Here is a 14,358-nt window from a genome sequence, read left to right on the forward strand (position 1 = left end):
TATCTTCTATGGACATTAATTTGTAATTACCATTGAAATACAAAAACTCCTGCAAAGCTGCTCTTTGCAGGAGTTTTTCGTTATAACAGGATATTAGGGATTAAAGCGATAGCCCGTTCCCCAGAGTGTTTCAATAAATTCTGGGTTGGATGGGTCTTTCTCAATTTTCTTGCGGATTTTTTGAATATGAACAGCAACAGTTGCGTTATCGCCATAACACTCATCGCCCCATATTGTATCAAAAATATGTGCTTTGCTAAAAACGATATTCGGATTGGTAGCCAAGAATAATAACAGTTCATATTCCTTGGTTGTCAGTTGAATTGGCATGCCATTCACCGCAACTTTATGGGAAGCGATGTTGATTTCCAACCCCTTATGTTGAATCATTTCAGAAGGAGTATGGCCTTTTAGACGTTGATAGCGTTTCATATGAGATTTAATTCTAGCAATTAGCTCTGCGGGGCTAAAGGGTTTTGTTAAATAGTCATCTGCTCCAAAGTCGAGTCCTCTAATTTTATCAATGTCGTCATTGCGAGCTGAGACGACAATAATAGGAATCTCTAGTTTTTTTCGAATCTCTCTTATAATTTCAAATCCATCTTTTTGGGGCAGCATCAAATCAACGACAATAACATCATACATACCCGTCATTGCCTTTTTCAAACCTAATACTCCATCTTGGGCAATCTCAGCTTTATAGCCATTAAATTGAAGATAGTCCCGTTCCAGCTCAGCAATGTCCATGTCGTCTTCAATAATTAATACACGTTTCATGTTGTACTCTCATCCCTATACTCTTGTAGAATTGGAAGCTTTATCGTAAAACAAGTGCCTTCTTTTTCTTTACTCGAAACAGTAATTTCCCCACAGTGAGCCTCGATAAGTTCCCGCGCGATTGCTAGACCAAGTCCAGTACACATATATTCTTTCTTGCGTTCTATATCAATACGATAAAAACGTTCAAAAATATATGGCAACTTATCTTCAGCAATTCCATATCCATTGTCTTCAATAGCAAGACAAATATAATCTTTTTGTAGATACATCCTAATTCTGATGGATAAATCATTTTCCGGCCCATGCTGGACAGCATTACTAATAATATTGTTGAAAGCCTGGTGAAATCTTTTGCCATCAAGGTTTACGCGATATTCTTGTTTTAGATCTGAGATATATTGGAATTGGATATTTTTTTCTTCCAAGTCAAATTTGTATTCTTCCATAAAATCATCCATAAAAGCACCGATATCTATACTTTCATAAGCGAAATCTAATTTTTGCATATCCAATTTTGAAAAAAGGAATAGATCATCAATCAATTTATTGATATAAACCGTATTATGATGGATGGTTTTTAGATACTTGTCCTTGTCACCCTGAAATTTAATATTCTCATCCAGCAAGGCTTCAATATAGCCCTGAATAGCTGTTATTGGTGTTTTTAAATCATGAGAAATATTAGCGACAAGTGTTTTTCGATTTTCTTCATACTCGTTTTGTATTTTTTCACTTTCATATAATTTTTGTGCCATTTCGTTAAACGAATAAATCAATAAACCTAGATCATTTGGGACATCACACTCAACTTTTACATTATAGTTTCCCTTAGAAATTTCATCTACACCCAGCTTAAGTTTTTCAATTGGTGTAAATATTCGTTTTTCTAAACGCAGCATAAAAATAAAATGGACTATTTCTTTTATACTAATGACGACTGCGAAAAAAATACCAATCCCTTTAAAGCCTACCCAATTAAATAATAGGTACAAAATCAGGATATTAAGCAGTACAAAAGCTGGTCTGAAGTAGCGAAAGTATTGATGATATTTATGGAATTCCCGATGATGGTGTAAATGAATTCTTTGGAAGGTTGAGAAACATTTATCGTCACATTGATTGTGCCTTTTAGAATTAAAATGACGTCTACTAGGCCTAAACATCAGAATCACCTGCTCTTTACGTATTGCCTTATTATATTATAAATAATGAAAAGGGCGCAAACCATTCTTTCAGCTTGCACCCAGGAATATAGTAACCTAGAGACATTATTATTTATTAAGTTGCAATTCAGCGACTATGTCCAGTAAATGTTGCTCATTTTCTTCATTGCGTTGTGCGCCGTCAAAAGCGATCACGATTTTCTCAACTTCATAATTTTTATCGACGGTCATAGCAAATGAAAATTTGCCTTTTTCAATGGAGCAGAACTCTCTCATAAAGCAGCAATGTCCCCGACTGTGGTCACTCTCAGCATGACTCATTCTTTCCTGGAGTAGTGTTTTGATATCTTCAGGTAGTTCCGCTACCTCCAATGTAACAAGAATTGTTTTATCTTCCTGTTCTTCTGCTTTGACGTTATTTAAGAGGCCTAAAACAAAGGAGAGTTTTGTAAGTTTGTCCTTTATGCTCCCACATCTGCCACCAGCATGATTCATATGTCTAAATAGTCCGTGACGCATACCATGCATTCCATTTCCTGGGCAATGTTTCGTAAATTCGGTAGTGCTCTGATGTTTGACTTGCTTTCCTTCATAATTTACTTCGGAAGTTATACTTGCCTTAGTCTGCATTGTCACAAGATTTTTTTGAAATTCATTCTTTACATAAAAAACCTTTGTTTGATCTTTTTTCACTTCCACTGTTGCCACACCATTGATAACCTCTTTATCCCGTAACGTTTGAACCACATCATACAAAAATTTAAGCTTGTTCATCTTATTAATAAGCCTCCTTAATTTGTTATGAGCTTATTATAAGAAACGATTTTAAACTGCCTTTAAAGCAATTATAAAATTTTTATAAAGTTTTATAAAGTATTCGTAAAAATTTCCTAACAGTATATATTTATAAAATCACAGAAAAGCCGCTAATTACCTTTTAATCTAGATAATTAGCGGCTTCTTTGTTAAAAAATTCAGTTTTAGATGGTGGATGCGAGTCGTGAAAATCTTAATCTACTTAATGGCATACCCCACCCTGTAATTTTACAGTTTAAATTTTGCAACAGTATTTTGTAATGTTTCAGCCATCTTAACCAAGGATTGGCTGGATTCTGCAATTTCTTCCATAGATGCTGCATGCTCTTCAGTCGTAGCCGATACCGTCTGAGTATGCCCAGCTGCCTCCCTGCTTATTTTATCAATATCGTATACTGCCCCTACAATCTGTTGGCTTTCACCAGACATCTGCTGCATGGCTGATAAAATAGATTTGAATTGTCCTGAAACTCCTTCAACCAGTTCCACAATTTCTTGAAAGGCTCGTCCTGCAGTGTTAACCACTTCGCCACCTATTTTGACTTCCCGCGTACCATCGTTCATAGCTACCACGGCTTTATTCGTCTCTGTCTGAACTTCGATAATCAATTCGGCAATTTGCTTGGTTGCTTCCTGGGATTGTTCGGCCAACTTCCGTACTTCCTCTGCTACCACGGCAAATCCCCGCCCCTGTTCGCCAGCTCTAGCTGCTTCAATCGCTGCATTAAGCGCTAACAGATTCGTCTGCCCGGCAATACCGGAAATTGTTTCGACAATCTGGCCAATTTTTAGCGACCGCTCTCCTAACTTGGTTACCGCCTCTGCCGAATTTGCAACCGTTCGCTCTATTATATCCATCTGCAGCATAACACCTTTAATCGATTTTCCGCCACGCTGCGCCGCAGTAGCTGCTTGCTCGGATATGACATTCACAGAACTAGCATTTGTTGATACTTCCTGAATACCCGCTGACATTTTTTGCACCACTGAAGAGGTAGTATTAATGGTGTCAACTTGCTGATCAGCCCCTTGTGCTAATTGACAAATGGTATTTGCCACTAACTGGGTAGCCTGCGCTGACTGATCAGCACTCGCTGTAAGCTGCTCAGAAGCGGCTGAAACTTGTTCAGCAGAAGACATAATATCAAGGATAATATTGTGTAAATCTTCTCGCATTTTATCCAGCGATACTGCCAATCTGTTAACTTCTGCCACGCCCCGCACTTGCACCTTTTTACTTAAATTACCACTGGCAATTTCATCTGCTACCTGTACCAGTTCATTAAGAGGCTTAGCCATTCCTTTGGCTACATAAATCGCAGTTCCTGCCGCAATAAGCACAGCCAGTAAAATCAAAACTGACATCACTAGAAGACTATGCCTAATTTGATCAACGATTTCTTTCTTAGGCAAGTAGGTGATTATACCCCAGTTGTAACTTTTAACAGGCGCAAATACAATCAAGGACTCTACTCCGGCTGACGATACAGCTTCCATATTACCAACCTGGCCAGCGATAACATCTTGAACATATTTTGCTTGCCCAATATTCTCTTGTTTTGTTACCTTTTCTGAATTTATACTGGCCAACAATGTACCCTTATTATCTACTACATCCACATAACCTGAATTACCAACCGAAGTACGAGAAGCAATTTCTCCAATTGTTTTTAAACTTACATCTCCAGCAAGTACTCCAACAATAGTGCCCCTGGAATCTTTTATCGGTGTTGAAATAGTAATGGTTGGCGCATTGGTCAACTGTGAGATATAGGACTCCGTAAGAAAAGTATTTCCTTGTATGGCATTTTTAAAGTAGTCTTTATCCGCTTTATTGTTTAGTGCTGAGTTGGTGGTTTTCGCAATCTGCATACCAACTCCATTCATAACATAGATTGTTTCAAATTCTGGATTCTTTTTTTGGGCAGTAATAATCATTTCCCGAAACTTGGCCGCATCCATAGAATATGCAGTAGGCGATAAAGCCAGTACCTCTAATAAAATTGTGTCATCATTCATAAATTGTTCAATTTCATGGGCAGTTTGATTTGCTATTGTTTGGTTATTCCTCGTTATTTCTCCCCTGGCGCTATTAACATTCATGTAAGAACTGACACCACCAATTACCGCTGCCGATAAAAAAGAAAATAGTACCAATAATATAATCAACCGCATCTGCAATGTATTTTTTTTCATATTCAGTCCCCCTCTATTTAATACGCTTCGAGCATTCCAAAAGCAAGGTTATGCTGTACAAAATTTGATTGTTGAAAACTATGCAGGAAAATATGTAATCACTGGTGTCGCAAGAAAATGCACCAGTGATTACAGTCTAAGAACCATGAGCAATGACTTAAAGCTTTAATGCACTACCTGCAAACTGCAATTACTTCAATCTCAACTAAAGCGTCTTTCGGCAACCGTGCGACTTCAATACAAGCACGAGCAGAATAGTCTTTATTAAAGTACTCCGCATACACATTATTTACGACAACAAAGTCATTCATATCTTTGATAAATACGGTGGTTTTAACTACATCATCCAACGTCGATCCCGCTTGAAACAAAATAGCTTTTACATTTTCTAAAGATTGTTTTGTTTGTGCTGCAGCACCGCCTTCGGCAAATTCTCCGGTAGTAGGAACTACAGGTAATTGTCCAGATACAAATATAAATCCATTGGCTTTAATTGCTTGAGAATAGGGGCCAATTGCCTTTGGGGCTTTATCCGTATTTATAACCTGTTTCATATGTAAACTCCTTCTATAATTTATTTATTGCTGCTTCCATTCTTTCCAGCGCCTCTACCAACCGGGAACGGGGACAAGCAATATTCATTCTCATAAAACCGGCACCGCCAGGTCCAAAGGTAGCTCCTTCATTCATAGCAACTTTTGCTTCTTCTAAGAAAAATTTATGTAACGCCTTGGGTGCCATATTCAGTTCCTTGCAGTTTAGCCAAATTAGATAAGTCGCTTGCGTTTTGGCAACTTTAATTTTAGGAATTCTTGTTGAAACGAAATTTTCAAGGTATTCAAGATTCCCCTCCAAATACTCTAGTAATTGATCTGCATAGTAATCGCATTCGTTGTAGGAAACTTCAATCGGCAATGTACCAAATACAGTTCTGCCATATGCTTTGTTATTTTCAAGTGGAGCATAAAAAAGATCGTGATTATGCCGATTCGGAATAATTACAGCCCCGGTCCTTACACCTGCGATATTAAAGGTTTTGCTAGGATTAACGCAAACCATACAGTTGTCTGCTGCTTCTTGGGAAAGACTGCCAAATGGAATATGTTTGCTCCCTCTATAAACAATATCACTGTGAATTTCATCGGAAACAACAAACACATTATGTTTTAAACAAAGTTCAGAAATTCTTGTTAATTCTTCTCTCGTAAAACACTTCCCAACAGGGTTATGGGGACTGCATAGCAGAAACATGGTTGTTCTCTTTTTACTAAGCAATTCCTCCAAATTTTCATAATCCACTTCATAGCTGCCATCTTCTTTTAAAATTAGGTTATTTCCAAGAATGTGTCTACCGTTATTTGGAATGATATCATGGAACGGGTGGTACGCTGGCATCTGAATTACAACATTATCACCTGGATTCGTGAAGGCCCGCATTGCATATACGATAGCAGGCACTACTGCCGGTGTATACTCCACCCAGTCAATGTCAACATCCCAGCCGAATCTTTTTTTCTGCCAGTTAATAATTGATTGCTCAAAAGTTTTACAATTTACAGGATAACCGTAGATACCGTGCTCTGCTCTTTTAACCATCGCATCAATCACAGGCTGGGGACATTTGAAATCGGTATCAGCGATCCACATAGGAATAACATCTTCTGCATAAGTATCCCATTTTTTACATTCAGTTCCCTTACGGTTAACAATTTCGTCAAAATCATGTTTCAACACTGCAATCCCACCTTCACAATTTATACTTACACTTGATCACTAGGATTAATACCTAACTTTCTGCGCCAGTAGCGAGAATACACAGCACCTAATGGATTATGGGCGAGTACTCTGTCTTTGGCAACCAGACAAGATGTAGGCACAGTACTAGCACTTGTAAACAATGCGTCATGGCCTACACATAAGCCGATGGTAACACAAAACTCAATCTCTTTATCCTTAAGTACTTTCGCTTGCATAATAGGATTGCACATGGTTTCACGTACACCCTCTTTAATTTGTTCCAAAGCAAGATTCTCCTTGGCAACACCGCAGACCTTACAGCAAACCGAATAGACTTCAAAAAATTTAGAAAAATACTCTTCAATTAATTTTGCTTCTTGGTTAAGACCGATACAAAACGCCATGCCAATTTTTTTATACCCCATGAGTTTACAAAATTCAACAGTTTCCTCTAAACGAGTAAGGTTGTTATAAAAACGTCCTTCTGTACAAGCAGCAGCCTTCATAATATCCAGTTGCTCCTCCACATAGGCTTCTTTAACATCTGCAAGACCAATTTTAGTGCAATTTTGACCTTCTAAATAACATTTTCTATGAGTGCATTTTGCACATTTCAAAATAGAACAGCTCCTTTATTATTTCATTATTATAAATGCCACATTTACAAGTACAGCCGCTGCCATAGGAATTGCAGTTCTTTTTACCACTTGAACAGGTGATACACCTGCAACACCGGCTATAGCAACAATTGCTGCCGTAATTGGTGACACAACACGCCCAAAACTTGTCATAATTTGCATTGGCAGCAAAAGAGTAACAACATCAATTTTTAATGAGGCAGCAATCTTAGGAGCAAGGGCAGCAAAGGAAAAAAAGGCAGCGTTGCCTGACCCCATTAAGAACGCGCAGCAAGCAATTACTATACAGAAAAGAATGATCAAGGCATGAACGCCCAAACCAAGATTTTGAGCACTGGAAGTCATAGTATCTACAGCACCAATCTTCATTAATCCACAAGCAAATACTTCACCTGCAACTATTAAACTTACAACAGTTGCAAAACTATTTCCCATTCCTTCATATAAATATTTTAAACTCTGCAAAGTAGTTCGAAAGTCTTTAGTTCTTGCATACTCAAAAATCATACTGATGAAAGTGCTTAAAAACATTGCCGTAACAACATCCATCTGAATTTTACTTTTAAAAATAGGACTGAAACCCAGAATGAATATCATCGGAATAATTGGAAGAATCGCATAGATCAAAGGGGGACGTCCTTCATCTTCTTTCATCAGATCAGCAGAATCATTGTAACCAACAAAACCCTCTTTTTTGTCCCACCATTTTTGCGAGTAGTAATGTACAACGCCAAGAATCAAAGTTGTTGTAATAAATATTGATAATTGATAATCAACAAAATAAACTGCCGGGTCTACCTTACAGATATTAGCTGCAAGAATCGCATTTCCCGAACCAGGACCAACATCCATGTATTGCGCGCACCCAATTACGCCGAGGGCAGATAATTTGCTAACACCTGTTCTTATGAGAATCGGATACAGCATGACCATGAGTAACAAAGCCAGTCCAGCATGACTTGGAATAAACAACACCAAAAACTGACTCATATAAAAACTAAGAACTAGAAGAATATAAGGCGATTTAATATGTTTAAGAGGAGAAGCAACCACAGCAAATAAAGATTTACTTGCCCCAATATACTCCATATATTTTGCGAAGCCTGCTATTGACATGATCGTAAGACCAAGACCGGCAACGCGGGAACTAAGCAATGCCTTAATTGTATGGAAAATATCTAGCAAAGCGGAGCCGGAAGATTCTTTAGCTGCAAGTATAGGATTGCTGCCGATAAAATAGGTAGCAAGAAGCAGCATAATACCTGCAATCAAAAGAACAGCTTGTGGATAGTATTTTTTTATAATCATATAAATGACCCAAGCAACCACTAGAATCGTAATGATAATACCCATGTACATCCCTCCATTTATTAAAATTAATATGACGTTTGAAGGCTTCTCCTTTCAATTTTATTAATACCGCTTAACTCATCTATTTTAATTGGCGATGTAAAAATTCGCCAAATATTTTACTGGTATCCTGGTATACCAGTAAATGCAATCCAAAAATCCATCTAGCCTGTACGCAAAAAAATTTTACTCAGACTGAATCATTTTTTGTACTGCAATCTTAGCATCGTCTAAATGTTCTTGCATAACACAAACTGCCGCTTGTGCATTTTTTTCAATAATATGCTGTAAAATTAGTTGATGATACTGTAGAGAAACCGTATGCCTGCTAACATCGCTTAAAGACTTTTGTCGTGAATAAGTCAACAGATCGGATAAAAATTCATTGATCTCGCTAATAATTTCATTGTGAGCAGCCTCAATGACAGCCGTATGAAATTTCGTTGACACATCATGGACTGGCTTCCCAGCGAAGATTAGAAATTCCATTTCCAGCAAGACCCTTCGTATCGCTTCAATGTCAGCCTCTGTCCTTCGTTCTGCAGCTAATCGGACAGCTTGAATTTCAAAAGCTTCACGCGCTTCAAACAAATTTATCAACTGATCAGCTGGATCAGTCATAAAAAAATCAAGAGCATGCAAAATACGTTTCATTTTAATTTTTTTTACAAACACACCTTCTCCGCGTCTGTGCTGAATAGCCCCCAAAAACTCCAGCACTTTTAAAGCTTCTCTTACCGGCACACGACTGACATCAAACATTTCAGCCAATTCCCTCTCAGAAGGCAATTTATCACCTTGCTTCAAATGACCTTCGCGCATAAGCTGTTGAATACGGCTTACAATTTGCATATATAGAGCGTCAGACGAATCCTCAGCAAATTTTTTTAATGGTGTTTCTACAAAAAATTTTTTCATTTTATATCACCTATATATTTTCCCTTTTATTTTAAAATCGTATCTTCTACGATACCTACTTCAAAGCAAATATTAACGATATGGAATACTGGTATACCTATTCTATAAAAAACACTATTATAGTCACATGAAGGCGCTTTTGAATTCTATATCATTTAAAATGATTATATTTTCTTTAGAAAAACTTGTCAAATAATATTTAGAATATTTATGCACTTTTGATTAAGTTAAACGATACAACTTCTCTCATCATTTTAAATCTATTTGTAAGTAGATAAAAAGATAATGTCCTCTCTAAATGTACACATATAAGCAATTTTTTAAAAATACTATTTGATTAGACTTATTCCTTTTCTGTAAAACACTATTTTTATACCTTGCTTATAAGGTGAACGAATATTCTAAAAATAATAAATTGTCTATGCTAGAAAAACATGGAAATGTTTGTTAGAATAGTCTTGTAGTCTATAAAAAGTATAGGAGGACGGCAAAGATGTTAGGATTAATTATTGCATCCGTTATTGTAGTCATTGTTGCTCGATATGTACTGAAAAAGTACCCGCCCCAGCCAGTTCTGTTCGTTGGAGGGCTTGCTATGATGTTCATTGCTGTTGCCCTTAATATGGGGAATATTTTACCGGCAAAGCAAAGCACTGGATTAATATGGTTAGATACTTTTGAATTTATAAAACAAACCTTTAGCACTCGGGCAGCCAACCTTGGACTGGTTATTATGGTAGTAGGAGGTTTTTCCAAGTACATGGACACAATTGGTGCCAGTACAGCCCTGGTAAAAGTAGCTGTTAAGCCCCTACATAAAATTGGACTCCCCTATTTAGTATTGGCTTTAACATCTGTTTTAGAAAATTTTCTAGCTATGTTTATTGGTAGTGCCTCCGGTTTTGGACTTTTACTTATGGTCACTATGTTTCCCGTATTGGTAAATCTTGGAGTTAGCCGTTTGGCAGCAGCTGCGGTAATCGCTACAGCATCGGCTCCAGGTTGGGGACCAGCAGCATCAGATAATATCTTTGCGGCAGAGTTAGCAGGTATGGATATTATCCCTTATTTTTTTGATTACCAAGTACCAGTAGGTTTATGTACGGTAGCGGCAATCGCTATTGGTCATTTCTTCGTACAGCAATGGTTTGATAAACGGGAAAATCATAGTGTAGAGAATGCCAAAGTGAATATTGATCCAATTAAGCTAAAAGAGGAAATACCTGTTCCAGGCTTTTACGCATTACTGCCAACAATTCCTTTATGCTTAATTCTGTTTTTTGGATTAGTTATTAAATCCGTAAACATGGACATTACATTGGCAACCTTTCTTGGAGTCGCATTTACAATGCTTGTTGAATACATTCGTAACAGAGATGGATTGAAAATATTTAATGATTTAAAAAGCTTTTGGGATGGAATGGGACTTCAGATGGCAGCGGTAGTCACATTGGTGGTGGCTGGTGAGACTTTTGCTAAAGGCTTAATGTCTCTTGGTGCTATTGATACTATGATTACTGCCGCACAAGGTGCTGGTTTTGGTGGTATCGGTATGATGTTTGTGGTTGTGGGAATTATTATTGCTTCTACCTTAGTTATGGGATCAGGAAATGCTCCCTTCTTTGCTTTTGCCCCTTTAGCTCCAAAAATAGCAGCACTTTCTGATATTCATCCTGTATTGTTGTTATTGCCTATGAACTTTGTATCTAATTTAGCTCGTTCATTGTCGCCGATTGCAGCGGTTATGATGGTAGTCAGCGGTGCCGCCGGTGTATCGCCAGTAGAATTAGCAAAGCGTACTTGCATACCCGTAACCTTAGGCATCGTAGTTAATATTGCTATAACATTGATACTTTTTTATAAGTAAACACGACAACTATATATTAGTGTCTATTATGAAAAGAATACTATAGTGAAGGAGAACAATTACATGGAAATAAATAGAGAGAAACTAGTCGAACGATTTATACGTTATACTACCTTTGATACGCAATCAGATAGTGGAAATAGTCAGTGTCCTAGTACTCCAGGGCAGATGGTTTTAGCTAAGCACATTGCAGAGGAACTAAGACAGATCGGTTTGGATGAAGTACAAGTAGATAAACACGGCTATGTAACTGCTACGTTACCATCTAACGGCTGCCAGCAAGTTCCTGTTATCGGATTTATATCTCATTTAGATACAAGCCCGGATATGGCTGGCACTCCAGTTAACCCTCGTTTAGTAAAGGATTATGATGGCCAGGATATCATACTGAATGCTGAGGCTAACATTGTACTATCCCCTGATGATTTTCCAGAACTAAAAACATATATTGGGCAAGAGTTATTGGTTACTGATGGTCTAACTTTGTTAGGATCTGATGATAAAGCAGGCGTATGTGCAATTGTCAGTGCTATGGAATATTTATTAGCACATTCTGAAATTCCTCATGGTAAGGTGCGTATTGGTTTTACTCCTGATGAAGAGATTGGTCGTAGTGCTCAACTTTTTGATGTAGAAGCTTTTGGCGCTGAGTTCGCTTATACTGTAGACGGGGGAGAGATTGGGGCTATTGAGTATGAAAATTTCAATGCCGCTAATGTCAATGTGAAAATTCAAGGGAGAATTGTTCACCCTGGAACAGCGAAAGGTAAGATGGTGAATGCACTTAGCATTGCTGCTGAATGGCAAAACATGTTGCCTGCTGGTCAACGCCCAGAATATACTGAAGGCTATGAAGGTTTTTTTCATGTAAATAAATTGAGTGGTAATGTAAATTCCGCAGTAATGAGCCTCTTGGTTCGGGATCATGATCGTCAATCTTTCGAAAAGCGTAAAGCTTTACTGGATTCTATGGCACAAACTTTTAATATGAAATATGGTTCAGGAACCATTGAACTAGAAATTAAAGATTTGTATTACAATATGCAAGAAAAAATCCAGCCAGTAATGCATATTATTGACCTAGCCTGCGAAGCTATGGAAGCTGTTGGGATAACTCCTAAGACGAAACCGATTCGAGGCGGTACAGATGGTGCTCGTCTATCATTTATGGGTTTACCTTGTCCAAATTTGTTTACTGGTGGACATAATTTTCATGGTAAGTACGAATTTTTGCCAGTGCCCTCTCTAATAAAGTCAGCTCAAACTGTAGGTGAAATTATTCGTCGCGTAAAAACTAAATAAAAACACATCTAATTCCAAGAAAATGGAGAAATTAGGCATAATAAAGCCTCCTATGGTAGTTACACTTTTCCTACCATAGGAGGCCCTTTTTATCATTCATTTTCCACAATAAATCAATGAGACTGCTCTACTGAGTCAATTACATAGACAGTGACTTGACCTATTTAAGTTAATTACTCATCGTCGTCGCCAAGGAAACTGCCCAGGCCACCAAGTAGAGTGCCGCCTAGAACCCCTTTGCCAAGTACACTGCCTTCTTCTCTATTTCCGCCCCTCTGTGGCGCTGCTGCCAACATCCGTCCTGCCAATCGAGAAAAGGGGAGTGATTGCAGCCAAATTTTCCCTGGCCCTTGTAAAACTGCAAAAAACAATCCTTCCCCTCCAAATAAAGCGCTCTTGATGTTTCCTGCTTGCTGAATATCGAACTGGACACTCGGCTCAAAAGCTACAACACATCCGGTATCAACGTGTAATACTTCACCTGACTTGAGTTGGCGTTCGACGATGGTACCACCGGCATGCATAAACGCAAGACCATCACCTTCAAGTTTCTGCATGATAAATCCTTCACCGCCGAACAATCCTGTCATGATTTTACGTTGAAAATAAATTCCTACTGAAACACCTTTTGCTGCACATAAGAAACTGTCTTTCTGGCAGATTATAGTACCACCATATTGGGCTAGATGCATTGGTATGATGTTGCCGGGATAGGGTGCACCAAAAGCAACTTTTGCTTTGCCAAAACCATGGTGACTAAAAACAGTCATAAATAGACTCTCACCTGTCAACAATCGTTTTCCGGCCCCCACTAGCTTATCAAACAAACCTCCTTGGCTGCTTTTAGTCGATCCATCACCAAAAATAGTATTCATTTCCACAGTGCTATCTTTGTACATCATGGCTCCAGCTTCCGCAATTACACTTTCACCAGGATCAAGTTCTACTTCAACAAACTGCATCTCAGCACCAAATATCTTGTAATCCACTTCGTCCATTTTTATTCCTCCTACTCACCTATTATTATTTAATACAAATTAGCTATATAATCTCTATATCAGTATATCAAATAAGGTCGGCCTCTTTACCATCCTTATAATGTCCCAAATAACAAAATAATCTTCCTAAAAACAAACCAGTACACACTCCAGATAACACTAACATGCTGACTTTGAATTTCAATTGTGCCACTAACACTGGATTTGTAGCTTGTTCATATCCAACGTAATATTTTGCAATAAAAACAATAAGCATAACCAGCAATGTATCCCATGAGCCAGGTATCTGAATAAGTGAACGTTTTTTATCGATTTTTATATCTAAACGTTTTACTTGCCACCAACCCAATAAACTTCCAACTAGCATACCAACTATCCAACTAGCTATACTTACGTATTCTATTTTAATGGTCATTAAAGTTTGTATCGAGATGAATAAGAAAATAGTCGGAAGAACGAAAACTTTCCAGAATGGAATAATACGCACTTTTGATGATTTTATACCTACGGCAATAAGATAAATTAGCAATAAATAAACCCACCAAGGAGTATGTATTGCGGTTTGCCAAATTGCTCCCATATCTTATCCTCCC

The 14,358-nt window shown here is 37.9% G+C and carries 13 protein-coding genes; 2 read left to right on the top strand and 11 right to left on the bottom strand.

From position 1 onward, the window contains the following. Window positions 1-93: 93 nt before the first annotated feature. From UFO1_RS17935 to UFO1_RS17975, 9 genes are all read right to left on the bottom strand, one after another. Window positions 94-777 carry a response regulator transcription factor gene (locus tag UFO1_RS17935; protein WP_038673094.1) on the bottom strand — a complete coding sequence of 228 codons (684 nt, stop codon included), beginning with the start codon at window positions 775-777 and terminating at the stop codon, window positions 94-96. Further along, the gene (locus tag UFO1_RS17940; RefSeq protein WP_038673096.1) at window positions 774-1,943 is read right to left on the bottom strand and encodes a HAMP domain-containing sensor histidine kinase; all 1,170 of its coding nucleotides are present in this window, start codon (window positions 1,941-1,943) and stop codon (window positions 774-776) included. The genes UFO1_RS17935 and UFO1_RS17940 overlap by 4 nt, the downstream gene beginning before the upstream one ends. A 108-nt stretch (window positions 1,944-2,051) precedes the next feature. Then, complete coding sequence (locus UFO1_RS17945) at window positions 2,052-2,717, bottom strand: hypothetical protein (RefSeq protein WP_038673098.1); 666 nt, start codon at window positions 2,715-2,717, stop codon at window positions 2,052-2,054. 270 nt (window positions 2,718-2,987) lie between these two features. After that, window positions 2,988-4,955 (bottom strand): methyl-accepting chemotaxis protein, encoded by a 1,968-nt coding sequence (locus tag UFO1_RS17950; protein ID WP_038673100.1) that lies wholly within the window; start codon window positions 4,953-4,955, stop codon window positions 2,988-2,990. Between the two features lie 173 nt (window positions 4,956-5,128). Then, window positions 5,129-5,509: a RidA family protein gene (locus UFO1_RS17955; RefSeq protein ID WP_038673102.1), complete on the bottom strand. Its 381-nt coding sequence runs from the start codon at window positions 5,507-5,509 to the stop codon at window positions 5,129-5,131. A gap of 13 nt (window positions 5,510-5,522) precedes the next feature. Continuing rightward, window positions 5,523-6,689: a MalY/PatB family protein gene (locus UFO1_RS17960; RefSeq protein ID WP_038673104.1), complete on the bottom strand. Its 1,167-nt coding sequence runs from the start codon at window positions 6,687-6,689 to the stop codon at window positions 5,523-5,525. Window positions 6,690-6,715: 26 nt separating this feature from the next. Further along, window positions 6,716-7,309: a DUF1847 domain-containing protein gene (locus UFO1_RS17965; RefSeq protein WP_038673106.1), complete on the bottom strand. Its 594-nt coding sequence runs from the start codon at window positions 7,307-7,309 to the stop codon at window positions 6,716-6,718. Window positions 7,310-7,327: 18 nt separating this feature from the next. Further along, window positions 7,328-8,683: a C4-dicarboxylate transporter DcuC gene (gene dcuC / locus UFO1_RS17970; RefSeq protein ID WP_038673108.1), complete on the bottom strand. Its 1,356-nt coding sequence runs from the start codon at window positions 8,681-8,683 to the stop codon at window positions 7,328-7,330. 183 nt (window positions 8,684-8,866) lie between these two features. Next, complete coding sequence (locus UFO1_RS17975) at window positions 8,867-9,598, bottom strand: FadR/GntR family transcriptional regulator (protein ID WP_038673110.1); 732 nt, start codon at window positions 9,596-9,598, stop codon at window positions 8,867-8,869. Window positions 9,599-10,091: 493 nt separating this feature from the next. Between UFO1_RS17975 and dcuC (UFO1_RS17980) the strand changes: the two genes are divergently transcribed. Together dcuC (UFO1_RS17980) and pepT are read left to right on the top strand one after the other, a co-directional pair. Continuing rightward, on the top strand, window positions 10,092-11,465 hold the full coding sequence (dcuC, locus tag UFO1_RS17980; protein ID WP_038673112.1) for a C4-dicarboxylate transporter DcuC: 1,374 nt from the start codon (window positions 10,092-10,094) through the stop codon (window positions 11,463-11,465). A gap of 63 nt (window positions 11,466-11,528) precedes the next feature. Beyond that, window positions 11,529-12,767, top strand: coding sequence for a peptidase T (gene pepT, locus UFO1_RS17985; RefSeq protein ID WP_038673114.1), 1,239 nt, complete (start codon window positions 11,529-11,531; stop codon window positions 12,765-12,767). A gap of 173 nt (window positions 12,768-12,940) precedes the next feature. On the opposite strand, the gene UFO1_RS17990 is transcribed toward pepT, so the two are convergent. Further along, window positions 12,941-13,765, bottom strand: coding sequence for a TIGR00266 family protein (locus UFO1_RS17990; protein ID WP_236639241.1), 825 nt, complete (start codon window positions 13,763-13,765; stop codon window positions 12,941-12,943). A 67-nt stretch (window positions 13,766-13,832) separates the two neighbouring features. Next, complete coding sequence (locus tag UFO1_RS17995) at window positions 13,833-14,345, bottom strand: DUF6622 family protein (RefSeq protein ID WP_038673117.1); 513 nt, start codon at window positions 14,343-14,345, stop codon at window positions 13,833-13,835. Window positions 14,346-14,358 lie beyond the last annotated feature (13 nt).

It is taken from the genome of Pelosinus sp. UFO1 (genome assembly GCF_000725345.1).
Lineage (GTDB): Bacteria > Bacillota > Negativicutes > DSM-13327 > DSM-13327 > Pelosinus.